This is a genomic window from Mycobacterium sp. NPDC003323 (genome assembly GCF_053589535.1).
In genome coordinates, this window is the sequence record NZ_JBSFSB010000001.1 from 1,014,875 (window position 1) to 1,036,807 (window position 21,933).

Genomic DNA, 21,933 nt, shown 5'->3' on the forward strand with positions numbered 1-21,933 from the left:
GCTGTCCCTAGACTGACTCGGTGCGCCTCATCTTCGCCGGCACCCCGGAACCCGCGCTGCCCTCGCTGCGCAGGCTGCTCGAGTCCGACAACCACGACGTCGTCGCGGTACTGACCCGGCCCGACGCGGCGGCGGGCCGGCGCGGAAAGCCCGCACCGTCACCGGTGGCACGGCTGGCCGCCGAGCAGGGCGTCCCGGTGCTCAAACCCGAACGCCCCAACAGCGCCGAGTTCGTCGCCGAGCTCACCGAACTGGCCCCGGACGCATGCGCCGTGGTGGCCTACGGTGCCCTGTTGCGTGATGAGCTGTTGGCGGTGCCCACGCACGGCTGGGTGAACCTGCACTTCTCCTTGCTGCCGGCCTGGCGCGGTGCCGCGCCGGTACAGGCCGCGATCGCCGCCGGGGATTCCGTGACCGGCGCCACGACCTTCCGCATCGAACGGGAACTGGACTCCGGCCCCATCTTCGGCGTTGTCACCGAGACGGTGCGGCCCACCGACACCGCGGGGGATCTGCTTGACCGACTGTCGGTTTCGGGTGCCGGATTGTTGGAGGCCACCATGGACGGTATCGCCGACGGTTCGCTGACCCCGGTGCGGCAACCGGCCGAGGGCATCACGGTGGCGCCCAAGATCACCGTCGAGGAGGCGCGGGTGCGCTGGGATCTGCCCGCGCATGCGGTGGACCGCCGGATCCGGGCGGTGACCCCGAACCCGGGGGCCTGGACGATGATCGGTGACATGCGGGTGAAGGTCGGACCGGTGCGACCCGAACAGGACAAGCAACTCGGCGTCGGGGAGATCGAAGTGGGTAAGCGTGAGGTATGGATCGGCACCGGATCGGATGCTGTGTGCCTCAGTTGGATTCAGCCGCCGGGCAAGAAGCCGATGAACGCCGCCGATTGGGCACGCGGCGCCCGGCCCGACGTATCGGTGCGGGCACTGTGAACCGCCCGGGGCCCGGACGCGGGTCGCGTCCGCCGCAGCGTCAGGGCAACCGTGGACCACAGCGCAAGGGCCCGCGGCGCACCCCGCTGGATCCCGCCCGGCGGGCCGCCTTCGACGTGTTGCGCGCCGTCAGCGAGCGCGATGCCTACGCGAACCTGACCTTGCCGGCGCTGCTGCGCGAACGCGGGATCACCGGCCGTGACGCGGCTTTCGCCACCGAACTGGCCTATGGGGCCTGCCGAACCCGGGGACTGCTCGACGCCGTGATCAGCGCTGCGGCGGGCCGGCCGATCGACCGTATCGACCCGGTGTTGCTGGATCTGCTGCGGCTGGGCGCCTACCAACTGCTGCGGATGCGGGTGGATGACCACGCCGCGGTGGACACCACGGTGGAACAGGCGGGTATCGAATTCGATTCGGTACGAGCAGGTTTCGTCAACGGCGTGCTGCGCAAGATCGCAAGCCGGGACGAGCAGGCGTGGATGGCCGAGCTGGCCCCGCCGGCCGCCACCGATCCCGTCGGGCACGCGGCGTTCGTGCATGCGCACCCGCGCTGGGTGGCCCAGGCCTTCGTGGACGCCCTGGGGGCGCGGGCCGGTGAGCTGGGCGCGCTGCTGGCCAGCGATGATGATCGGCCCGTGGTGCACCTGGTGGCCCGCCCGGGTGTCCTGACGGCCGCCGAACTGGCCGAGCAGGCCGGGGGCACCGTCGGACGTTACTCGCCGTACGCGGTGTATCTGCCCGGCGGTGACCCCGGTGAGCTGGCGGCGGTCCGCGATGGTGCCGCCCTGGTGCAGGACGAGGGTTCCCAGCTGGTGGCGCGGGCGCTGACACTGGCCGTCCTCGACGGTGCGGACTCTGGACGGTGGCTGGACCTGTGCTCCGGTCCGGGTGGTAAGACCGCGCTGATCGCCGCACTGGCGCCGCAGGGCGCACGGGTCACCGCAGTCGAACCGGCTGAGCACCGCGCCGATTTCGTGGAGCAGAACACCGCTGGGCTGCCGGTGCAGGTGTTACGGGTGGACGGCCGCGACACCGGTCTCGACGGTGGTTTCGACCGGGTTCTGGTCGATGCACCCTGCACCGGACTGGGCGCCCTGCGCCGCAGGCCGGAGGCGCGCTGGCGTCGTCAGCCCGGTGACGTGCCCGCGCTGGGCCGACTGCAACGTGAGCTGCTGGCCTCGGCGATCGCGCTGACCCGCCCCGGTGGGGTCGTGCTGTACGCGACGTGTTCGCCGCATCTGGCCGAGACGGTCGGCGTCGTCGCCGACGCGCTGCGGCGCCACCCGGTGACGGCGCTGGATACCCGGGAGTTCTTCCCCGATGTCGACGATCTCGGTGACGGCCCGTATGTGCAGCTGTGGCCGCACCGGCACGGCACCGACGCGATGTTCGCCGCCGCGCTCAAAGTACGCTAGCCGCCATGCCTGCCCCGCTCATCGCACCGTCCATCCTGTCCGCGGACTTCGCGCGGCTCTCCGATGAGGTCGCCGCCGTCGCCGGCGCCGACTGGCTGCATGTGGACGTGATGGACAACCACTTCGTGCCGAACCTGACGTTGGGTCTGCCGGTGGTGGAGAGCCTGCTCAAGGTCACCGACATCCCGATGGACTGCCATCTGATGATCGACCAGCCCGAGCGGTGGGCACCGCCGTACGCCGAGGCCGGCGCCTACAACGTCACGTTCCATGCCGAGGCCACCGACAACCCCGTCGGCGTGGCCCGCGATATCCGGGCCGCCGGCGCCAAGGCCGGGCTCTCGGTGAAGCCCGGCACGCCGCTGGATCCCTACCTGGAGATTCTGCGCGAATTCGACACGCTGCTGGTGATGTCGGTGGAGCCCGGCTTCGGGGGACAGAAGTTCATCCCCGAGGTGCTCGGCAAGGTCGAGACCGTGCGCCGCCTGGTCGACTCCGGCGAGCTGACCATCGTGGTGGAGATCGACGGCGGTATCAACGCCGACACCATCGAGGCCGCGGCCGAAGCCGGTGTGGACTGCTTCGTGGCCGGATCGGCCGTCTACAGCGCCGAGGACCCCGCCGAAGCGGTGCAACGGCTGCGCCGGCAGGCCGGCGCCGCCTCACGTCACCTGACGCTATGAGCTTCGAGGCCGCGATGCGGCTGGCCATCGAACAATCCGAGCGGGTCAAGGGAGCCACCTACCCGAATCCACCGGTCGGTGCGGTGATCCTCGACGAGGGCGGCGAGGTGGTCGGTGTCGGTGCCACCGAGCCGACGGGTGGCGCTCACGCCGAGGTGGTCGCGTTGCGGCGGGCCGGGGAACTGGCCCGCGGTGGCACCGCGGTGGTGACGCTGGAGCCGTGCAATCACCACGGGCGAACCCCACCGTGTGTGGACGCGCTGCTGGCGGCGGGTCTGGCGCGGGTCGTCTACGCCGTCGAGGACCCGAACCCGGTCGCCGCCGGTGGTTCGGCACGCCTGCGCGAGTCCGGTGTCGAGGTGCAGTCCGGAGAGCTCGCCGCCGCCGTGGGTGGTGGACCGTTGCGCGAGTGGCTGCACAAGCAGCGCACCGGTCTGCCGCATGTCACCTGGAAGTTCGCGACCAGCGTCGACGGCCGAAGCGCCGCGGCCGATGGCAGCAGCCAGTGGATCACCAGTGATGCCGCACGAGCCGATGTGCACCGGTATCGCGGCGTGGTGGAGGCCATCGTGGTCGGCACCGGAACCGTGTTCTTCGACGACCCGACGCTGACCGCGCGGCTGCCCGATGGGACCCTGGCCGAGCGTCAACCCCTGCGCGTGGTGGTGGGGGAGCGCGAGATCTCGCCGGAAGCAAACGTTCTCAACGAGGACTCCCGGACGATGGTGATCCGGACCCACGATCCGCACGAGGTGATCAAGGCGCTGTCGGACCGCACGGCGGTGCTGCTGGAGGGTGGGCCGACCCTCGCGGGTGCTTTCCTGCGCGCCGGCGTGATCGATCGGATACTGGCGTATGTCGCGCCCATCCTGTTGGGCGGGCCGATCACCGCGGTCGACGATGTCGGGGTACTCAACATCGCCGGTGCGCAGCGATGGCGATTCGACGGTATCGAGCCGATCGGACCCGATGTGCGTCTGAGCCTCATCCCCAACTGATTTCGATGTGACTGCAACCACATTCGTGGATTGCTGTGACGTCAGCCGAACTGGCAGGTCAGGCAGCGGTGCGGGGTGTCGTGGTCCGGCGGTGGCTCCGGTGCGCCGGTAGAGTTCAGGCAAAGCGCCCTTCACCGACGAGTAGCGCGTGATGAGCACTAGTAAAGGACGTGAGCATGACTGCTCTGCAGGACTGGCTCAGTACCGGCCCGATGAATCCCCAGACCATGAAGTCGTTCGTCTTCGACCTGCTGCGGGTGGGGACGACCCCCGTGGAATACCGGCGCGCCCCGAAGATCATGCGGCCGGGCGTCGAACGCTGCTGATTTGCTGAAACCGCAGCTACAGGTGTCGTAACTCACCCTTCCGAAATGCCGAGGGCGTAAAAGGTAGCGCCCAAATTCGCATGCCGATCCGCGATGATGTCTGGCGTATCGCTTGTTCGGTGTGTAAATGGTGGGTCGGCAAGGAGATGGTGATGAGCGCGTTGACACGGACCCAGGGGCCCCGCGAAGGACGTCTGCTTTCGCTGGCGCCGTTGACGGTGCTCGAGCTGGACCCGGCCCAACTGGTCAGCTGTGCGGCCGACGCCGGTTATGACGCCGTCGGGCTCCGGCTCATCCGGGCCACCGACGAAGAGCCGCTGCGGCCCACCATCGGCATGACCCCGTTGATCAGGGAAACCAAACGCCGCCTTGATGATTCGGGCTTGCGGTTGTTGGACATCGAGGTCCTGCGGTTGCGCCCGGAGACCGCCGTGCGCCCGGATTTCGAGGCGTTCCTGGAGACCGGCGCCTTCCTCGGGGCGACCGAGATCCTGGTGACGGGCAACGATCCCGACCACGCCCGGACCATCGACAACATGTCCGAGTTGGCTTTGCTTGCCGCGGATTTCGGTCTGACGCCGAGCCTGGAACCGATGCCCTGGACCGAGGTGAAGGATCTTCGCCAGGGCGCTGCGATCGTGGCCCACTGCCCGGCCGGTGTCGGTCTGCTGATCGACGCCATCCACTACGACCGCGCGCTCGGTACGCCGTCGGAACTGGCGGCGCTGCCGGACAATTGGATCAGGTACGCGCAGATCTGCGATGCGCCCGCGCAACGGCCCGTCGGCGTCGCCGAGATGATGTTCCAGGGGCGCTGTGCGCGGTTGCTGCCGGGCGCCGGCGGCATCGATCTGATCGCCATGCTGCGTGCCCTGCCGACCGGTGTCCCGATCAGTGTGGAGGCGCCGCTGCAGGTAGACGCGCCGGCCGCGGTGCGTGCCGCCGCCGCCGCGCGGGCGGCACGTGCGGTGCTGGCGGCCGCCGACGACCGCGACTGGTCACCGCTGTTTCGCACCGCCTGATCGACCGGCGTCTCGTCGAGCGCCGGTCGATCGGACGCTAGGCGTGCGACGCGCTGTCGCCGCTCTTCGTTGCGGCAGCGGTGATTTCGTCGTCATGACCGCTGTTGTCGGTGCGACTGCTGATCAGCAGGGCCGCCACCGCACCGACCAGGCACACCACCGACGTGATCGCGAAGATCTCGCCGTACTGCATGGTGTACGCGGTCCGGGTGTTCTCCAACAGCTGATTGGCCGCTTCCATCATGTTGGTGGTGTTGACGACCGGCAGCGTCGCGAGAATCTGGTTGAAGCGGTACAGGCCCCAGGCCGACAGCGCGGCCATGCCGATCAGCATGCCGATCATCCGGGCGACGACGACTGCCGCCGAGGCGATTCCGTGTTCGGCAGCCGGGACCACCCGCAGGGCCGCCGACGTCAGGGGTCCGATGACCAGTCCCAGGCCGAAGCCGGCCAGTGCCAGATCGGTGTCGAAGGTGGGCAGGGTGAACAGCCCGAAGTCGTGCCGGGCCGACAGCACGTCCACGCCCCAGTGCGAGATCAGCCAGTAGCCGGCGGCGGCGATCAGCAGGCCGACGACGGCGATCGGCCGGTCGCCGAGCCGGGTGGCCAGGAAGCCGCCGAGCAGTGCGCCGATCGGCAGCGCGATCAGGAAGCGCAGCAGCAGGACGACGGCTTCGTTCTTGTCCATGCCGAGCACGCCCTGCCCGAACAGCTCGATGTTCACCAGCGTCACCATGAGCGCCGCTCCGGCGCACAACGATGCGGCCAGGGCGGCCAGGAAGGGGCGGAATCGCACCCCGGCGGGTTCCAGCAGTCGGGTGGTGGCCCGTTTCTCCCAGACGAAGAAACCGACCATCGTCACCACCGCGACGATCAGCAATGGGATGCCGTAGCTGGGCAGCAGGTTCTGTCCGTCGGGCGACGGGTTGTACAGGCCGACCACGGCGGCACCGAGCGCGATGGCCAGTAGCAGACCGCCGACGACATCCACCTTCTGCTGCGGTTGGCTCTTGTCGCGGGGCGCCACGCTGAAATGGATCATGACCATCGCGGCCGCGGCCAGCGGGATGTTGATCCAGAAGATGTCGCGCCAGGTGTTCAGTGCCCAGATGACGGCGATGCCGTACAGCGGACCCAGCACACTGCCGAGTTCCTGTGCCGCCCCGATACCGCCGAGCACGGTGGCGCGGCCGCGCTCGGACCACAGGTCGGCTGCCAGTGCCAGGGTGACGGGCAACAGCGCGCCACTGGCCACGCCCAATATGGTGCGGCCGATGACCATGGTGGTCAGGTCGCCGGCCAGCGCGGTGACCACCGATCCGATCATGAAACCGAGCAGGCCCGCCTGCAGGATGAACTTGCGGCCGAACCGGTCGGATGCCTTGCCGAGCAGCGGCATGGCGGCGATATAGCCCAGCAGGTAACTCGTCACGATCGGGGTGACCTGCTGGATCTGATTTATCGGGATACCGACATCGCGCATGATGTCGGTGATGATCGTGATCACCACATAGGTGTCGAGTGCACCCAGGGTGACGGCGAGGCCACTCGCGCTGATGGCCAGGCGGCGGTTGCTGCCCGCCGAGCTGCCTGCCCGGTGGCTGGTGGCCGCCGACATCAGGTGGCGGGCTTCGTGACGGTGACTTCCTTGCCCCAGTCCGACAGCGTCATCGTGATGGTGTTGCCGGGGGACGGCTCGATCATCACCTGGGCGAGCTCGTGGTCGCCGTCCTCACGGATCCAGGCCGTGGCCGGGGCGGGGGCAGTGGCGTTCAGCTGCGGGGCGATCTTGTTGATCGCCTCGGCGCTGACCGTTCCGGTGATCTTGACGGCGTCCGAGCCGCCGATCGCCTCGCGACCCTCGGTCTTGGGCTCGGTGATGCTGGAGAGCACATTGGCCAGTCCGTTGTCGGGATTCAGGATCGCCGAGATGTCGTAGATGTCGGCGGCGGGACCGAAGTTCTGCATGTTGCCGCCCTTGGTGATGGCGCCGTAGAGATCACCGTCGACGACGACGAAGCCGACATCGGTCAGCTTTTGGCCCAGGAAGATGAGGTCGGCGCTGCCCTGCGCGGCGACGGCGGGCGCATTGGTCAGGTCACCGCTCAGCGTCGCGATCGGCAGTTCCTTGATCTCACCACCGACGGTGAGTTCCAGGTGCACGCTCTGCTGGCTGCGGGTGGTGGCTGCCGATTCGGTCAGCAAGGTGGCGGCGTCGGGGAGTGGTGCGTCATCGGTCTTCGACGATGAGCAGCCGACGAACGCGAGAGCCATGATCGCGGCAAGAACAGGAAGAAGGACTCGGACTGCACGGGGGCGCGTCTGCATGATCTGCATCGTAGTGGAGCGCCCTGGATGGGCCCGCGCTACGTGTGCCGCACTAGCCTGGTGTGCATGTTCACCGGAATCGTGGAAGAGCTGGGCGAGGTCGTCGGCAAGGAGGATCTGCCCGACGCCGCGCGGTTCGTGATCCGCGGGCCCGTCGTGACCTCCGACGCCGGTCACGGCGATTCGATCGCCGTGAACGGCGTGTGCCTGACGGTGGTCGAGGTGCTGCCCGACGGTGCCTTCACCGCCGATGTCATGGCCGAGACGTTGAATCGCTCCAGTCTGGCTGCGGTGGACGTCGGCGGCCGGGTGAATCTGGAGCGTGCCGCGGCGATCAACAGTCGGCTCGGCGGGCACATCGTGCAGGGACATGTGGACGGAACCGGTGCGGTGATCTCCCGGTCACCGTCGGAGAACTGGGACGTCGTGCGGATCTCGCTGCCCGTCGAGTTGGCGCGCTATGTCGTGGAGAAGGGGTCCATCACGGTCGACGGGATATCGCTGACCGTGTCCGGGTTGGGTCCCGACTGGTTCGAGGTCTCGTTGATCCCGACCACGCTGTCGCTGACCACGCTGGGGTCGGCCGAGGTGGGCACGCCGGTCAATCTCGAGGTCGACGTCATCGCCAAGTACGTCGAGCGCCTGATCGGCGAACGCGACCGCTGATTCTTTGCTCTCACCCACGGCAGCAACGCGCCGTGCCGGTCGCGGCGACACCGACAGCCGATGTCGATCGGAGCCGATTCGTCGCTTCGTCGGTAAACGGATCGGGTGCCGTGACGCGGATGAACGTGACGGTGTCGGACAACTGATTGCCGTCCCCTCGACCCGTTGTTGGTACGGGCGTGCCAATCTGCCGTCCGGCGCCGGGTCGGCGAGGCCGTGACCGACAAGTGGTTGTCGCAGTTCAGCCGCACAAACGGACGTGTCAGGGTCTTCGGCCGCGACAGTGGGCCCGCGACAGCTGGTACGGCGACGTTCCGACGTCGTCGAATCGTCGCTCCGGCCGCAGCGTTGCTGCCGGTTTCGGATGGGTTGATTTCGCTCGGAAATTTTGTCGACGGGGCGATATCCGCTGTCCGCTGAATGGCCGACACGCAAACATTTTCTGCTCGGAACTTCCCCGGAATGTGCTTTTCAGTTATTGACGCCCGTGTTAACTTACGGCGCAGTCAATACCTCGTTGAGCAGCACAAGCGCTCGCCGAGGTCCGAAGTCGAGGAGCGCTATGGCCACCCATCGCAAGAGTTCGTCGAAGAAGCGGATGCGTGCCGGCGAATTCGCCGTCGCCGCTTTCCTCGGCCTCGCGGTCACCGCCGCGCCGGCCGTCGCCGCCGCCGACACCACCGATGGGCCGACGAACGGACCGTCGTCGGATTCCGACAGCACGACCACCGACACCGAGACCACCTCGACGGGCCCGGTTGGGTCCGGCGGCACCGGTGCGGGTCCGTCGTCGGCGCTGGACGATGACGCCGAGGACGATGACGCCGAGGACGATGACGCCGAGGACGATGCCGACGCCGAGGACGATGACGCCGGCGGCGACGAGACGCTCTCCGGTGGTGACGAGACGCTCGGCGGCGGCGACAACGCCGAGGAAGAGGGCGGGGAGGAAGACGAGACCGGCGACGATCAGGCGGTCGACGGTGGTGACGGCACCGAAAGCGGCGCCGGCGAGGGTGCGTCCGGCGGGACCGACAGCGAGGTGGTCGTCGCGGAGCCCGAGATCATCGAGCCGGTCGAATCCGAGGTCGTCGAACCGCCGGCGGCCGAAACGCCGGTGACCCCCACCGAGACCGACAAGGCGCCGGTGATCTCGCCGACCGACATTGCCGGCGCCGACAACTCGGCGCAGCTCGCCTCAATGTCGGGTACCGACCCGACACCGACCCCACCGGCACTGGCGTCCGCGCTGCTCGAGATCGACATCGTGCCCGAACCGCCGAGCATTCCCGCGTTCGCACCGTTCATGGGGGTCGTCAACGCCCTGGCCAACTGGGTTGACCAGATCTTCCCGCCTTTCGAATCCGACCCGATCCTCAACCCGACCCAGGTGGCCGCTGGCTGGGTGATGACCTTGTTCGCCGGACTGCAGGGCACCTACTGGAACGGCCAGCCGACGCCGTTCACGTTCGGCGCACTGGTGTTGATGACCGCGGCCTACCAACGCTACGAACGGTTGGCCACCAACCATCTGCCGGAGGCGCCCACCGTTTCCGCCGGGCCGCTGCCGCTGACCTGGAAGCTCAAGAGCGTCGATCCCGACGGTGATCCGCTCATCTACTCCGTCGACCTGAACGGGCAGCCCAGCAACGGCCTCATCACCATGAGCCCCGACGGCACCTTCAGCTTCGTGCCCTCCTCGTTGGACGATCTGAACAACGGCACCGACGTCACCTTCACCGTCCGCGTGAACGACAGCCTCGGCTTCCTGGAGAACCCGCTGACCCCGGACGGCAATGACGCGTTCTACACCGTGACGTTCCGGTACCCGGGCCTGGGTATCAACAACCTGCCGGCGTTCCAGTCCGGTGGACAGGCTGTGGTGACCGGTTACGATCCGGTGACGGGAAAGGTCACCATCACCGCACAGGCCACCGATCCGGACGGTGATGAACTCACCTACACCGCCACCTCGCTGTGGGGTGACGTCGTCCGCAACGAGGATGGCAGCTTCACCTATACGCCAACGGATTTCGCGCGCCACGCCGCGGCCTCGCTGCTGGGCGCCAAGACCGACCTGATCACCATCTGGGCCAACGACGGCCGCGGCGGCATCACGGTCCTGCCCACCGCCGTGACGGTCGACATCATCAGTGCCAACACGCCGCCCACTGTCACTGTCGGGCAGGCCAATACCGAGCCGATCACCGGCATCATCACCGGGTCGTTCGATGTGAAGGATGAGGACGGCGATCTGGTCATCGTCACCGGAGACGTGATCACCTCCCGCGGCGGCGTCGTCGTGGTGACCCCGCTGGGCTACGCGTACACCCCGACGCTGCTGGCCCGTTCCCAGGGCGGCACGGACACTTTCACCGTCACGCTCAACGACGCGCACGGTGGCATCGTCGAGGTCGCGGTGACCGTCACGATCAACCGGATCAACACCAACCCGATCGGTGGGATCACCACGGCACTGCCCGATTCCGACGGCGTGGTCCGCGGAACCGTCGCCGCCACCGACTTCGACGGCGACGACCTCACCTTCACCCTCGCCGGCGGCGCCTCCTCGGGCTACAGCAACAGCGGCGGCATCGTGCTGCTCGACTCGGACGGCAGCTTCACCTTCATCCCCAAGCCGGGCGGCCTGCTGGGCAGCCTGACGCTGGACTCGTTCGAAGTGACCATCTCCGACGGGCGCGGCGGCACCGCCACCACCACGGTGACCCTGTTCGCCAACCTGGAGATCGATCCCGTGGTGACCTCAAATACCGACGGGGTGATCAGCGGTGGCCTGGACATCGACGACAACGACAACACCGGTCTGCTGACATACGGCGTCGGCAGCGGACCGAGTAAGGGCACCGTCACGGTCAACGCCGACGGCACCTACACCTACACCGCGACCACCGCCGGCTGGAACGAGTCGGACACCTTCACCATCGTGGGCACCGTCGACGGCAAGTCGATCACCATCGCGACGGTGACCGTGGTGCCGCGGCCGAACGTCGCCCCGACCTCTCCGCTGATCGACGGTGACACCGTCGTCGGCGGATCAGGTATCGCGACCGGCACGATCAACGCCTCTGACGAGAACGGCGACACCCTGCACTACAGCGTCACCGGGCATGGCGGAGCGTCGACCAAGGTGCTGTCCAATGGTGCCATCGTGACGGTCGATCAGAACGGCAAGTGGCACTACATCCCTGGCCTGAACAGCGGCACGCTGGGCGTCATCCTCGCCTCGTCGTTCACCGTGTACATCTCCGATGGCAAGGGCGGGGAGACCAGCACGCTGGTCACCGTCAACACCCATAACCTGAAGTTCCCGGTGACCAAGTCCGGCGGCAACGGCACAGTGACCGGTGGGTTGGGGCTGACCGCCGGTGAGCAGGGCCTGATGACCTACAGCCTGGGCAATGGTCCGGCCAAGGGCACGGTGACGGTCAACGCCGACGGCACCTACACCTACACCGCGACCACCGCCGGCTGGAACGAGTCCGACACCTTCACCATCATGGGAACAATTGGTGGGCAGACGATTGCAGTCGCCGAGGTCACCGTGGTGCCCAAGGCAAACACGGCCCCGACCGCCGACCTCGCCGACGGCGCGATCATTGCCATCGGATCGGGCAGCGGCATCGCAACCGGCAACGTGGGCGCCGAGGATGCCGACGGTGACGCCCTGCACCACAGCGTCGACGGCTACGGTGGCGCCTCGACGAAGGTGTTGTCCAACGGTGCGATCGTCACGGTCGACAGCACCGGCAAGTGGACCTATATCCCGGGCTTGAACAGCGGTGACCTCGGGGGTGTTTCGCCGATCATCACGGGCTCGACGTTCACCGTATATATCTCCGATGGCAAGGGCGGGCAGGTCAGCACCCCGGTCATCGTGACCACGCATGAACTGGACATCCCGGTCACCAAGGTCGGCAGCAATGGCACCGTGACCGGCGGGCTGGGTTTGACCGCGGGCGAGCAGGGTCTGATGACCTACAGCCTGGGCAGCGGACCGAGCAAGGGCACGGTGACGGTCAACGCCGATGGCACCTACACCTACACCGCGACCACGGCCGGCTGGAACGAGTCGGACACCTTCACCATCGTGGGAACCGTTGATGGGCAGACGATCACGGTTGCCGAGGTCACTTTGGTGCCCAAGGTCAACAAGACGCCGACGTCGGACACCCTGGGCGGGGCGACGATCCTGCTCGGTGTCGGTTCGGGTATCGCCTCCGGCAATGTGGGGGCCAGCGACGCCGATGGCGACACCCTGCATTACAGCGTCACCGGATATGGCGGCGCCTCGACGAAGGTGCTGTCCAACGGTGCGATCGTCACGGTCGACACCAACGGCAAGTGGACGTACATTCCCGGTCTGAACAGCGGTGACCTGGGCGGGCTCTCACCGACCATCCTCGGATCCTCATTCACGGTGTACGTCTCCGACGGCAAGGGCGGCCAGACCACGACATCAATCGTGGTCACCACCCATGAACTGGATATTCCGGTGACCAAAGTGATCAACAACGGCACCGTCACCGGTGGTCTTCAGCTCACTGCAAGCGAGCAGGGTGTCATGACGTACAGCGTCGGTACCGGTCCCGCCAGGGGCACGGTGACCGTGCATGCCGACGGCACCTTCACCTACACCACGACCACCGCTGGTTGGAACCAGTCCGACTCGTTCACCATCATGGGAACCGTTGGCGGACAATCGATCGTGTTGGCCGAGGTGTCGTTTGTGCCGAAGCCCAACAACTTGCCGACCACCAACGGTTCGGGCATCGCACTCGGTAATGGCATCGGTATCGCGAAGGGCAACGTGGGCGCCAATGACGCCGACGGTGATGCGTTGACCTACAGCGTGACCGCTGGCGGGGCCAGCTCGCAGGTCCGCGGAAATGGGGCGATCGTCACGGTCGACGCCAACGGCAACTGGGCTTATGTCCCGAAGCCGAACAGTGGCGCTTTGATCAACGACACCATCACCATCTATGTCACCGACAGCCGTGGCGGTGTCACGTCGCACGACGTCAATATCACCACCGCCCAGCTGCACGGCATCGACTATGTATCGACCGGAACCGCCGGCCAGGGCCGGATCAACGGGATTCCCAGCGACAACATGGGACTGTTCACCTTCAGCAAGGGCACCGGCGGCAGCGGAAACGTCGGCGCGGTGACCGTGGCGTCAAATGGTGTGTTCACGTATACCGGCGCGCTCAACCAGGCGGTGAGCTTCAACATCGTCGCGACCGTGGGTGGTGAGTCGTTCGTCATCCAAACGGTGAATCTCCGGCCGCCGACGTTCACGGGCTCTGGCGCCAAAGCGTTGGGTTGGGGAGGAGCAAAGACCAGAAGTTGGACTGGTGTGACGGTGAATGATCCCGATGGGGACGACACGCGGGTGACGGTGCAGTCGGTAAGCCGGGGTTCGGTGAGCATCGATCAACCGACCTGGTCGATCTTCTCGGTGTCATACGAGTCCGACGGCGGCAGCTTCTTCAACACCGGACCGAATGCGAATTTTGTCTTGAGGGTCACCGACGAATTCGGCTTCTACTCGACTGCGACGTTCACCTATCCGTGAGTCGCGCCGCAGCCGACGGTGTCCAATTCCTAGAGGAGATGCACCATCACGATTGACGATATGCCTCGCATCTACGACGTGAAACGGGGCATCCATATCGGTCCTGCCAGTGGAGTTCCGGTCACGGCCGTTCCGGACCTCGGCGTAGACGCCGGCGTGGCGCAGCCACCAATTGTGGTGCGCGCCAATGAGGCGCCCTCAGCTATGGTTACCGTCGGTGATCCTCACCCGTGGACTGGAGCGGTGTCCGGGGTGGTTACCGCTGTCGACCAGGGCAGTGGAGCGCCGAGTTACGGTCCTGCGTTGTTCACCACTGCCAAGGGTGGGCTGGTTTCGGTGGGCGCAGAAACCGGCCATTTCACCTACACCCCGTCGGTGCAGGCGCGGCAGTTGGCGCGAGCCAGCGACCAGTCTGCGGACGAATTCGACACCTTCGCAGTCGTAGTCACCGATCTATACGGCCGGAGCGTACCGGCCGGGGTGACCGTGCAGATACTGGCCGCCAATGTGCCGCCGTCCGGCGCCGCGAACATCGGGTTACCTGATGCCAACGGAGTCGTGCTCGGCCGGATCGAGGGTGCAGCCTGGAATGGCGCGAAACTGCGTTATACGTTGGTGAATTCGACGAACCCGGATAACTCTACGGATGAGTCTGCGTATTCGGCGAAGGGCGGTCTGGTGCAACTGGACCCGGAAGCCGGCCGCTTCGTCTTCATCCCGACCGTGTCGACCGCCGTCATCCCGGGCCGTGATACCGATCGCTTCGTGGTCACGGCCGTCGACCCGCAGGGCGGCTCCGTCGACATCACCGTGCGGCCGCTGGCACACCTTCGGATCGATGTCGAGACCACGGCCACCGCACCCGATGTGCAGCAAGGAAGACTGTCTATCGCCACGGACGGGAACGGCCCGTTGCAATACGGCGTCGGCCGGCCCCCGAACAAGGGCTCGGCCCAGGTGAGCGCCAACGGCACGTATGTGTACACCCGCACACCGGGCCTGGGTCACGGCATCACCGCCGAGGACAGCTTCACCATCATCGGCACCGACGATTACGGCCGTTCCATCACCGTGGCCACCGTGCAGGTGTGCCCGCCGCTGTCGCACACGCCGCCGGTGACCGGCCGGGCACAGATCACCGAATCCACGGTCACCGCGGCGGGAGTGCAGACCACCCGGGGCACGATCCTCGCCTTCGGCGCCAACGGCGCACCGCTGCGCTTCGACGGCGGGGGACTGCCCGGCAACACCGTCATCTCGGCCAAGGGCAGCACCGTGACCGTGAACGACGACGGCACGTTCACCTACTCCACCGCACTGAACACCGCGATCGGCCACGCGGCGGCCGCCGTCGACGCGTTGGCGGCCGACAAGCTGGACACCTTCACGGTCACCGCCGTGGATGGCACCGGCGTCGTAGTGGCTCTGCACCTGCTGAGCTACAACAACACACCGACCCAGCGCACCATCGGCACCAGTGGGCGGCTCGCGCTGCTCAAGACCGGGCGGTGGACCACCGCCGTCCACGACGTCGACGGTGACGTCATCACCCCGAAGGTCATCCAGACCGACCCGAGGGGCACGGTGTCGGTGCTACGGGATCCTCAGGGTGCCTTCCTGGTCAACTACACCTCCACCTCGAGGAAGGCCGGCCGCTATCACCCCACCGAGACGTTCTCGGTGCGCTACCACGACGGTCACGTCGAATCCGACGGAACGCCCGCCTACGTGAGCGTGACGTACACGTTCTGATCGGGATGAGCACAAGTTGTCGCCCGTCGATCCCGCTGTGGACCGGCGGGCAATAACCGTTGGGTGCCCGTGGTTCATACTGGTGTAACCGCTCGACCCGCCCACCTGCGCGGGCCGGGACGTACACGAACTGACGAAGGTGGCTGGAAGATGACGAGGCTGGATTCCGTCGAACGGGCGGTGGCCGACATCGCGGCGGGTAAAGCCGTCGTGGTCATCGATGACGAGGACCGCGAGAACGAGGGCGATCTGATCTTCGCGGCCGAGAAGGCCACCCCGGAACTCGTCGCCTTCATGGTGCGCTACACCTCGGGTTACCTGTGCGTACCGCTGGACGGCGCGATCTGTGACCGTCTCGGACTGCTGCCGATGTACGCGGTCAACCAGGACAAGCACGGCACCGCCTACACCGTCACCGTCGACGCCAAAAAGGGTGTCGGCACGGGTATCTCGGCCTCGGATCGCGCCACCACCATGCGGGCGCTGGCCGACCCGACCGCCATCGCCGAGGACTTCACCAAGCCCGGCCACGTCGTCCCGCTGCGCGCCAAGGACGGCGGCGTGCTGCGCCGTCCCGGCCACACCGAGGCTGCGGTCGACCTGGCGCGGCTGGCAGGTCTGCAGCCGGCGGGCGCCATCTGCGAGATCGTCAGCCAGAAGGACGAAGGCTCCATGGCGCAGACCGAGGAGCTGCGGGTCTTCGCCGACGACCATGGCCTGGCCCTGATCTCCATCGCCGACCTGATCGAGTGGCGCCGCAAGCACGAAAAGCACATCGAACGCGTCGCCGAGGCCCGCATCCCGACCCGGCACGGCGAGTTCCGTGCCGTCGGATACACCTCGATCTACGAGGACGTCGAACACGTCGCCCTGGTCCGGGGTGATATCTCCGGCCCCGACTTCGACGGCCACGACGTTCTGGTTCGCGTGCACTCCGAATGTCTGACCGGCGATGTCTTCGGATCGCGCCGCTGCGACTGTGGCCCGCAGCTGGACGCCGCGATGGCCATGGTGGCCAACGAAGGCCGGGGCATCGTGCTCTACATGCGCGGGCACGAGGGTCGCGGTATCGGCCTGCTACACAAGCTGCAGGCCTATCAGCTGCAGGATGCCGGTGCCGACACCGTCGACGCCAACCTCGAGCTGGGCCTGCCCGCCGACTCGCGCGACTACGGCATCGGGGCGCAGATACTGGTCGACCTGGGCGTGCGGTCCATGCGGCTGCTGACCAACAACCCGGCGAAGCGGGTCGGCCTGGACGGATACGGCCTGCACATCACCGAGCGCGTGCCATTGCCGGTGCGTGCCAATGCCGAGAACATCCGCTATCTGATGACCAAGCGTGACCGGATGGGCCACGATCTGGTGGGCCTGGAGGACTACGACGAGGCGCACCCGGGCGGTGCCCTGTGAGCGGCCACGCCGGCGCCATCCCGGACCTGCCGGAGATCGACGCCTCCTCGGTGTCGCTCGGCATCGTGGTGAGCACCTGGCACGCCAAGATCTGTGACGCGCTGCTGGAGGGGGCGCTGCGCGCCGCCAAACAGCTCGGCGTCACCGAGCCGACCGTCGTGCGCGTGCACGGCGCCATCGAGATTCCGGTGGTCGCGCAGGCGTTGGCCGCCAAGTACGACGCCGTCGTCGCGCTGGGTGTCGTGATCCGCGGTGAAACCCCGCACTTCGACTACGTCTGCGACGCCGTGACCCAGGGCCTGACCCGGGTGTCGCTGGACCATTCCACCCCGGTGGCCAACGGGGTACTGACCACCAACACCGAACAGCAGGCGCTGGCCCGTGCCGGACTGCCGCAGTCCAGTGAGGACAAGGGCGCGCAGGCCGCCGCGGCGGCGTTGTCGACCGCACTGGTGCTGCGCGACCTGACCTCATGACCGAATCCGACTCACCGCAGACCTGGGATCTGGAAGTCCGGCCGCATCTGGCGCCGTATTTCGTCTACGGCGCGGCCTTCCTGATCGCCGCCGCCCATATCGTCGTCGGGTTCCTGCTCAAGATCGGCTCCAGTGGGGTGTTCTTCCGGACCGCCGATCAGGTCGGCATCGCGCTGGTCGGCATTGTCATCGCCTCGTGCGTACTGCTGCTGGCACGACCGCGGCTGCGGGTCGGCCCTTCCGGTATCGCGGTGCGAAACGTGTTGGCCTACAAGTTGATTCCTTGGCAGGACGTGGTGGACGTGTCGTTCCCGCGGGGCGCTCGGTGGGCCCGGGTGGATCTGCCCGACGACGAGTACACCCCGGCGATGGCCATCCAGGCCGTCGACAAGGAACGCGCTGTCGTGGCGATGGATCAGGTGCGGGAGCTGATGCAGCGGTACCAGGGCGACGTCAACACACGCTCAACGTCATCATGACCTCCGGCGCCGCGGGGTCACCCGCGGCCACCCGGAAGCCCAGACTGTCGTACACCGCCCGCGCCCGGGCGTTGTCCCGGTTCACCCGCAGCGTCACCCGCTGCACCCGCTGACTGCGCGCCCAGTCGACGGCCTCGGCCACCAGCGTGCGGCCCAGTCCCTGCCCGCGCGCCGCCGGGTCGAGCCACAGCGAGTACAGGTACACCGACTCCGCCCCCTGGCGCTGCGCGGCGATAAGACCCACGGCCCGGTTGTCGACGACGACCGCGAACTGTGCGTGTGCCCGCAACCGGCGGCGCCACTGCGCCGCGGTGAAGGTGCTCTCCTGGCGGTAGTGCGGATCCAGCTCGCCCAACGAATCGGTGAGCGCCCGTAACCGCACGCCGGCGAATGCGCGCCAGTCGGTCTCCGTGAGCCGGGCCACCCGCGCCTGCGTCATGCCCATGGCACCAGTATCACCGCTGACAGCTCCGGTAGGATCGACAAGTCGATGAGTACCTTGGAGTTCGTATCAACCTCGGCTGACGGTATCGCCGGGACGGCCGTGCCACTCGTCACCGCACCCACCCTCATCACGGGTCTGGGCAGCCACCCCGCCGTCACGGTTCCGCTGGTGTGCGGCCGCGCGCCCGCGACGCACCTCATCTGGCAGCGGCTGGCCGACACCGCCGAGTTCTACGGCACCCCGATCGCCGATGTCGAGGCCCTCGACCATGCGCTGCGCGGACTCCTGAACGAGGCGATGGCACGGCACGGCGCCGTGACCCTGGCCGCCGATGTGCTTGCCGTCACCGTCGCCGAAGGCCCTCACTTCGTGGTCTCGGCGACCATCGTGCAATCGCTGCGACCCGAACTCGTCACCCTGACCGTGCAACAGTTCCAGCCCGTTCCGCAGTGGCGTCGAATGGCCGCGCACACCACCAGCCGGGCCGCGGCCGACCGGGCCCGTCTCGACCTGGCCGCCGACGGTCATGTGGATATCGTCGATGTGGACGGCGACCGCATCGGCCGGCCGTGCTGGGGCGCGCTGATGTTCGACACCGACGGCGATCGTGTCGGGACCGGCGTCTTCGCGCTGGACCTGCTGGGCGCGGCGGGCCTGCTCGAGGATCTGCGCCGCACCGATGAGCCCGTCGACATCTCCGAGGGCAGCAGGGCCTGGTGGATCTCGCCGGTATTCGAACGTCACCCCGTCGCGGCCATCGGAACGCGCCGTTTCGAGGTGCCCGCATGACCTTCACGCCGGAGTCCTTCGACGCCCTGGTGATCGACGGCCACGAATTCGCCGACGGACGCCTGTCCATGCGCTACACCCTGCGGGGGTCGCAGCCGCGCACCTTCACCGAGGTCATCGATTTCGGGGACAGTCTGTCCGGGGCCGCACCGGATCCGGCTCTGGCCAGGCTGCTGACGCTGACCTGTTCGTTGAGCTATTACAAGGCGGCCGCCCCGCCGCGCATCGAGATTGCCTTCCCGACATACGCATTCGAGAAGCACTATCTGCGCACCCTGATCGAGGGTGGGCTCGGCGAGTTCGCCTACCGCAACGACCTGCCACATGCGCTGACCCCCGAGATCGTCGGCGCCGACGATGACACCCCGGTGCGGACCGCCGATGAGTGGGATCCGGAGGCAACCCCGCTGGTCCCGGTGGGTGGTGGTAAGGACTCGGTGGTCAGCATCGAGGCGCTGCGCCGGCACGGCTTCACGCCGATGTTGTTCAGCGTCAACCGCTATGACCCCATCGACCGCTGTATCGCGGTCAGCGGACTCAAGAGTGTGCACGTCCGGCGCAGCATCGACCGCGGCCTGATCGAGGCCAATGCCGAGGGCGCTCACAACGGCCACGTCCCGGTCACCGCGATCAACAGCGTCATCGGGTTGATCGTCGCCGTCGCCAACGGGTTCGGGCCCGTGGTCCTGTCCAACGAGCGGTCCTCCAACATCGGCAATATCGAGTGGCTGGGCCGTGATGTCAACCACCAGTGGTCCAAGAGCCTGGTCTACGAGACGCTGCTGCGCGACACATTGCGCCAGTACGGTTTTGCGCCGGACCGCTACTTCTCACTGTTGCGCGGATTGTCCGAATCGCAGATCGCGGACCGGTTCGCGACGTGCGAGGACTACTTCGATGTGTTCACCAGCTGCAACCGGCTGTTCGCTCTGGATCCCGCCCGCCGCGCCAGTTCGTGGTGCGGTATCTGCCCCAAATGCCAGTTCGTCTTCGTCCTGCTGGCACCACGGCTCGGCCGATCGACGCTGGAGCGCATCTTCGGCCGGAACCTGTTCGCCGATACCGGCAATCGCGACGGATTCGCCGATATCCTCGGCCTCGGGGTGCACAAACCCTTCGAATGTGTGGGGGAGTACTACGAGGCCGCCGAGGCCATGCTCACGGTGATCGACGACCCGCAGTGGCAGGACCTGCCGCTGGTCGACGACTTCGCCGGGCAGCGCGCCGCACTGGCTGCCGTCGCGATCGACCACGACACCGAACCTGCGCAGCATCATGTTCCCCCGAGCTATCTGAAGTCGCTCGATGACTGACCTGACCGGCCGCACCGTCGGTATCTGGGGGATGGGCAAGGAAGGGCTGTCGATGGCCCGGACCGCATCGGCGAACGGGGCCGCGCGCATCATCGCCGTCGACGACCGAGCCATCGACGGGACGGCGCCGGACATCCCGGGACTCACCGTCCACTACGGTGCCGACGCCCCGAATCTGTTGCGTGGCACCGATATCGTCTATGTCAGCCCGGGCGTGCCGTGGCAGCATCCGGTGTTCGACCAGATGCGCCGCAGCGGCCCGCCGGTGTCCAGCGCCGCGGACTGGTATATGGCGCGCCACGGTGCGCAGACCATCGGCGTCACCGGCACCAAGGGCAAGAGCACCACCGCTGCGTTCCTGGCGCATCTGCTCGGGCACCTAGGGGTGTCCGCGGTCGCCGCCGGGAACATCGGCACACCCCTGTCGGACCTCTCGCCGGCCGATGGGCAGTGGGTGGTGGCCGAACTGTCCAGCCAGCAATGCGCGTTGCTGAGCACGTCGCCATCGCTGGCCGTGATCACCAATCTCTATCAGGACCATCTCGACTGGCACGGTGACGTTCCCTCCTACTACGCGGCCAAAGCCGCGGTGTTCCGGCACGGGGCCGACGTGCTGATCACCACGCCCGGGGTGACGGCCGCACTGCGCGGTATCGGCGTCACCGCGTTTCCGGCCGTGCGGGAACTGGACCCGGCGGCCGTGCACCGGCCCACCGGCGACTCGGTGCTGGCCTACCCGCACAACGCAGTCAATGCCGCGCTCGCCGCGATGGCTGCCGCCGAGGTGCTCGGACGGCCGGTGTCCGACGCCGAGATTGACGCCGCCGCAGCCACCTTCACCGGTCTGCCGCATCGGCTGCAGACGGTGCGACAGACCCACGGCATCCGCTGGATCGACGACACGCTGGCCACCACCGGGGAAAGCGTGGTCGCGGCACTGTCGGCGATGTCGGCCGATGACGAGATCGCGTTGATCGTCGGCGGCATGGATCGGTCGCTGGACTACCGGCAGGTCGATGAGTACCTGTGCGCGGGCACCCGTCGGGTGACGTTGATCCAGGGCCCCACCAACGGCGCCTCGATCGGCATCGAATTCGCCCGCACGCACCCCGAGCGCACGCGCACGGTGCGCGATCTGGACGAGGCCGTGCGGGCGGCCGCCGCACTGCCGAACGTCGAAGTCGTGCTGCTCTCGCCCGGTGCGGCCAGCTATGACCTGTACCGCAATTACGAAGCCAAAGGCGCAGCTTTCTGCGCTGTCATCGACAGCCTCTAACCTGGA

General features: G+C 67.4%; 18 protein-coding genes. 15 read left to right on the forward strand and 3 right to left on the reverse strand.

Annotated features, from left to right (window positions below; genetic code table 11):
• Positions 1-20 precede the first annotated feature (20 nt).
• The 6 genes from fmt to ACWDUN_RS04785 all read left to right on the forward strand — a co-directional run bounded on the left by fmt (position 21) and on the right by ACWDUN_RS04785 (position 5,394).
• Positions 21-947, forward strand: coding sequence for a methionyl-tRNA formyltransferase (fmt, locus tag ACWDUN_RS04760; protein ID WP_449925229.1), 927 nt, complete (start codon positions 21-23; stop codon positions 945-947).
• A complete protein-coding gene (locus ACWDUN_RS04765) occupies positions 902-2,365 on the forward strand; it encodes an RsmB/NOP family class I SAM-dependent RNA methyltransferase (protein WP_449925232.1) in 1,464 nt (487 codons plus the stop codon). Before fmt ends, ACWDUN_RS04765 begins: the two co-directional genes overlap by 46 nt.
• Positions 2,366-2,370: 5 nt before the next feature.
• Positions 2,371-3,048, forward strand: coding sequence for a ribulose-phosphate 3-epimerase (gene rpe, locus ACWDUN_RS04770; protein ID WP_449925235.1), 678 nt, complete (start codon positions 2,371-2,373; stop codon positions 3,046-3,048).
• Positions 3,045-4,046, forward strand: coding sequence for a bifunctional diaminohydroxyphosphoribosylaminopyrimidine deaminase/5-amino-6-(5-phosphoribosylamino)uracil reductase RibD (gene ribD / locus ACWDUN_RS04775; RefSeq protein WP_449925237.1), 1,002 nt, complete (start codon positions 3,045-3,047; stop codon positions 4,044-4,046). The genes rpe and ribD overlap by 4 nt, the downstream gene beginning before the upstream one ends.
• Before the next feature lie 176 nt (positions 4,047-4,222).
• Positions 4,223-4,372, forward strand: coding sequence for a hypothetical protein (locus ACWDUN_RS04780; protein WP_449925240.1), 150 nt, complete (start codon positions 4,223-4,225; stop codon positions 4,370-4,372).
• A 152-nt stretch (positions 4,373-4,524) separates the two neighbouring features.
• Positions 4,525-5,394, forward strand: coding sequence for a sugar phosphate isomerase/epimerase family protein (locus ACWDUN_RS04785; RefSeq protein ID WP_449925241.1), 870 nt, complete (start codon positions 4,525-4,527; stop codon positions 5,392-5,394).
• Positions 5,395-5,431: 37 nt separating this feature from the next.
• On the opposite strand, the gene ACWDUN_RS04790 is transcribed toward ACWDUN_RS04785, so the two are convergent.
• Together ACWDUN_RS04790 and ACWDUN_RS04795 are read right to left on the reverse strand one after the other, a co-directional pair.
• Entirely contained in the window at positions 5,432-7,012 is a 1,581-nt protein-coding gene (locus ACWDUN_RS04790) for an MFS transporter (RefSeq protein WP_449925245.1), read from the reverse strand.
• A complete protein-coding gene (locus ACWDUN_RS04795) occupies positions 7,012-7,722 on the reverse strand; it encodes an LppX_LprAFG lipoprotein (RefSeq protein ID WP_449925248.1) in 711 nt (236 codons plus the stop codon). Before ACWDUN_RS04795 ends, ACWDUN_RS04790 begins: the two co-directional genes overlap by 1 nt.
• 66 nt (positions 7,723-7,788) lie before the next feature.
• Between ACWDUN_RS04795 and ACWDUN_RS04800 the strand changes: the two genes are divergently transcribed.
• The 6 genes from ACWDUN_RS04800 (at position 7,789) to ACWDUN_RS04825 (ending at position 18,104) form a co-directional block, all read left to right on the forward strand.
• Positions 7,789-8,388: a riboflavin synthase gene (locus ACWDUN_RS04800; RefSeq protein ID WP_449925251.1), complete on the forward strand. Its 600-nt coding sequence runs from the start codon at positions 7,789-7,791 to the stop codon at positions 8,386-8,388.
• A gap of 562 nt (positions 8,389-8,950) precedes the next feature.
• Positions 8,951-13,984 carry an Ig-like domain-containing protein gene (locus ACWDUN_RS04805; RefSeq protein ID WP_449925254.1) on the forward strand — a complete coding sequence of 1,678 codons (5,034 nt, stop codon included), beginning with the start codon at positions 8,951-8,953 and terminating at the stop codon, positions 13,982-13,984.
• Positions 13,985-14,287: 303 nt separating this feature from the next.
• Entirely contained in the window at positions 14,288-15,736 is a 1,449-nt protein-coding gene (locus ACWDUN_RS04810) for a VCBS domain-containing protein (RefSeq protein WP_449925257.1), read from the forward strand.
• A gap of 150 nt (positions 15,737-15,886) precedes the next feature.
• Complete coding sequence (locus tag ACWDUN_RS04815) at positions 15,887-17,149, forward strand: bifunctional 3,4-dihydroxy-2-butanone-4-phosphate synthase/GTP cyclohydrolase II (protein ID WP_449925260.1); 1,263 nt, start codon at positions 15,887-15,889, stop codon at positions 17,147-17,149.
• Positions 17,146-17,625 carry a 6,7-dimethyl-8-ribityllumazine synthase gene (gene ribH / locus ACWDUN_RS04820; protein ID WP_449925264.1) on the forward strand — a complete coding sequence of 160 codons (480 nt, stop codon included), beginning with the start codon at positions 17,146-17,148 and terminating at the stop codon, positions 17,623-17,625. Before ACWDUN_RS04815 ends, ribH begins: the two co-directional genes overlap by 4 nt.
• Complete coding sequence (locus ACWDUN_RS04825; protein WP_449925266.1) at positions 17,622-18,104, forward strand: PH domain-containing protein; 483 nt, start codon at positions 17,622-17,624, stop codon at positions 18,102-18,104. The genes ribH and ACWDUN_RS04825 overlap by 4 nt, the downstream gene beginning before the upstream one ends.
• On the opposite strand, the gene ACWDUN_RS04830 is transcribed toward ACWDUN_RS04825, so the two are convergent.
• Entirely contained in the window at positions 18,079-18,543 is a 465-nt protein-coding gene (locus tag ACWDUN_RS04830) for a GNAT family N-acetyltransferase (protein ID WP_449926279.1), read from the reverse strand. The two genes, ACWDUN_RS04825 and ACWDUN_RS04830, sit on opposite strands and share 26 nt — an antisense overlap.
• Before the next feature lie 51 nt (positions 18,544-18,594).
• On the opposite strand from ACWDUN_RS04830, the gene ACWDUN_RS04835 reads away from it, so the two are divergent.
• Genes ACWDUN_RS04835 through murD form a run of 3 tightly spaced genes read left to right on the forward strand, consistent with a single transcriptional unit; the run spans position 18,595 to position 21,927 of the window.
• Complete coding sequence (locus ACWDUN_RS04835; RefSeq protein ID WP_449925269.1) at positions 18,595-19,338, forward strand: hypothetical protein; 744 nt, start codon at positions 18,595-18,597, stop codon at positions 19,336-19,338.
• Positions 19,335-20,651 (forward strand): hypothetical protein, encoded by a 1,317-nt coding sequence (locus tag ACWDUN_RS04840; protein ID WP_449925272.1) that lies wholly within the window; start codon positions 19,335-19,337, stop codon positions 20,649-20,651. Before ACWDUN_RS04835 ends, ACWDUN_RS04840 begins: the two co-directional genes overlap by 4 nt.
• Positions 20,644-21,927 carry a UDP-N-acetylmuramoyl-L-alanine--D-glutamate ligase gene (gene murD, locus ACWDUN_RS04845; RefSeq protein WP_449925274.1) on the forward strand — a complete coding sequence of 428 codons (1,284 nt, stop codon included), beginning with the start codon at positions 20,644-20,646 and terminating at the stop codon, positions 21,925-21,927. Before ACWDUN_RS04840 ends, murD begins: the two co-directional genes overlap by 8 nt.
• Positions 21,928-21,933 lie beyond the last annotated feature (6 nt).

What these genes read in the sequence shown, in the direction of transcription:
- ACWDUN_RS04795 (WP_449925248.1), bottom strand. Translation starts at nt 7,722, where the DNA reads ATGCAGACGCGCCCCCGTGCAGTCCGAGTCCTTCTTCCTGTTCTTGCC.
- ACWDUN_RS04815 (WP_449925260.1), top strand. Translation starts at nt 15,887, where the DNA reads ATGACGAGGCTGGATTCCGTCGAACGGGCGGTGGCCGACATCGCGGCG.
- ACWDUN_RS04800 (WP_449925251.1), top strand. Translation starts at nt 7,789, where the DNA reads ATGTTCACCGGAATCGTGGAAGAGCTGGGCGAGGTCGTCGGCAAGGAG.
- ACWDUN_RS04835 (WP_449925269.1), top strand. Translation starts at nt 18,595, where the DNA reads ATGAGTACCTTGGAGTTCGTATCAACCTCGGCTGACGGTATCGCCGGG.
- ACWDUN_RS04840 (WP_449925272.1), top strand. Translation starts at nt 19,335, where the DNA reads ATGACCTTCACGCCGGAGTCCTTCGACGCCCTGGTGATCGACGGCCAC.
- ACWDUN_RS04785 (WP_449925241.1), top strand. Translation starts at nt 4,525, where the DNA reads ATGAGCGCGTTGACACGGACCCAGGGGCCCCGCGAAGGACGTCTGCTT.
- ACWDUN_RS04825 (WP_449925266.1), top strand. Translation starts at nt 17,622, where the DNA reads ATGACCGAATCCGACTCACCGCAGACCTGGGATCTGGAAGTCCGGCCG.
- ACWDUN_RS04830 (WP_449926279.1), bottom strand. Translation starts at nt 18,543, where the DNA reads ATGACGCAGGCGCGGGTGGCCCGGCTCACGGAGACCGACTGGCGCGCA.
- ACWDUN_RS04790 (WP_449925245.1), bottom strand. Translation starts at nt 7,012, where the DNA reads ATGTCGGCGGCCACCAGCCACCGGGCAGGCAGCTCGGCGGGCAGCAAC.
- murD (WP_449925274.1), top strand. Translation starts at nt 20,644, where the DNA reads ATGACTGACCTGACCGGCCGCACCGTCGGTATCTGGGGGATGGGCAAG.
- rpe (WP_449925235.1), top strand. Translation starts at nt 2,371, where the DNA reads ATGCCTGCCCCGCTCATCGCACCGTCCATCCTGTCCGCGGACTTCGCG.
- ACWDUN_RS04780 (WP_449925240.1), top strand. Translation starts at nt 4,223, where the DNA reads ATGACTGCTCTGCAGGACTGGCTCAGTACCGGCCCGATGAATCCCCAG.
- ribD (WP_449925237.1), top strand. Translation starts at nt 3,045, where the DNA reads ATGAGCTTCGAGGCCGCGATGCGGCTGGCCATCGAACAATCCGAGCGG.
- ACWDUN_RS04805 (WP_449925254.1), top strand. Translation starts at nt 8,951, where the DNA reads ATGGCCACCCATCGCAAGAGTTCGTCGAAGAAGCGGATGCGTGCCGGC.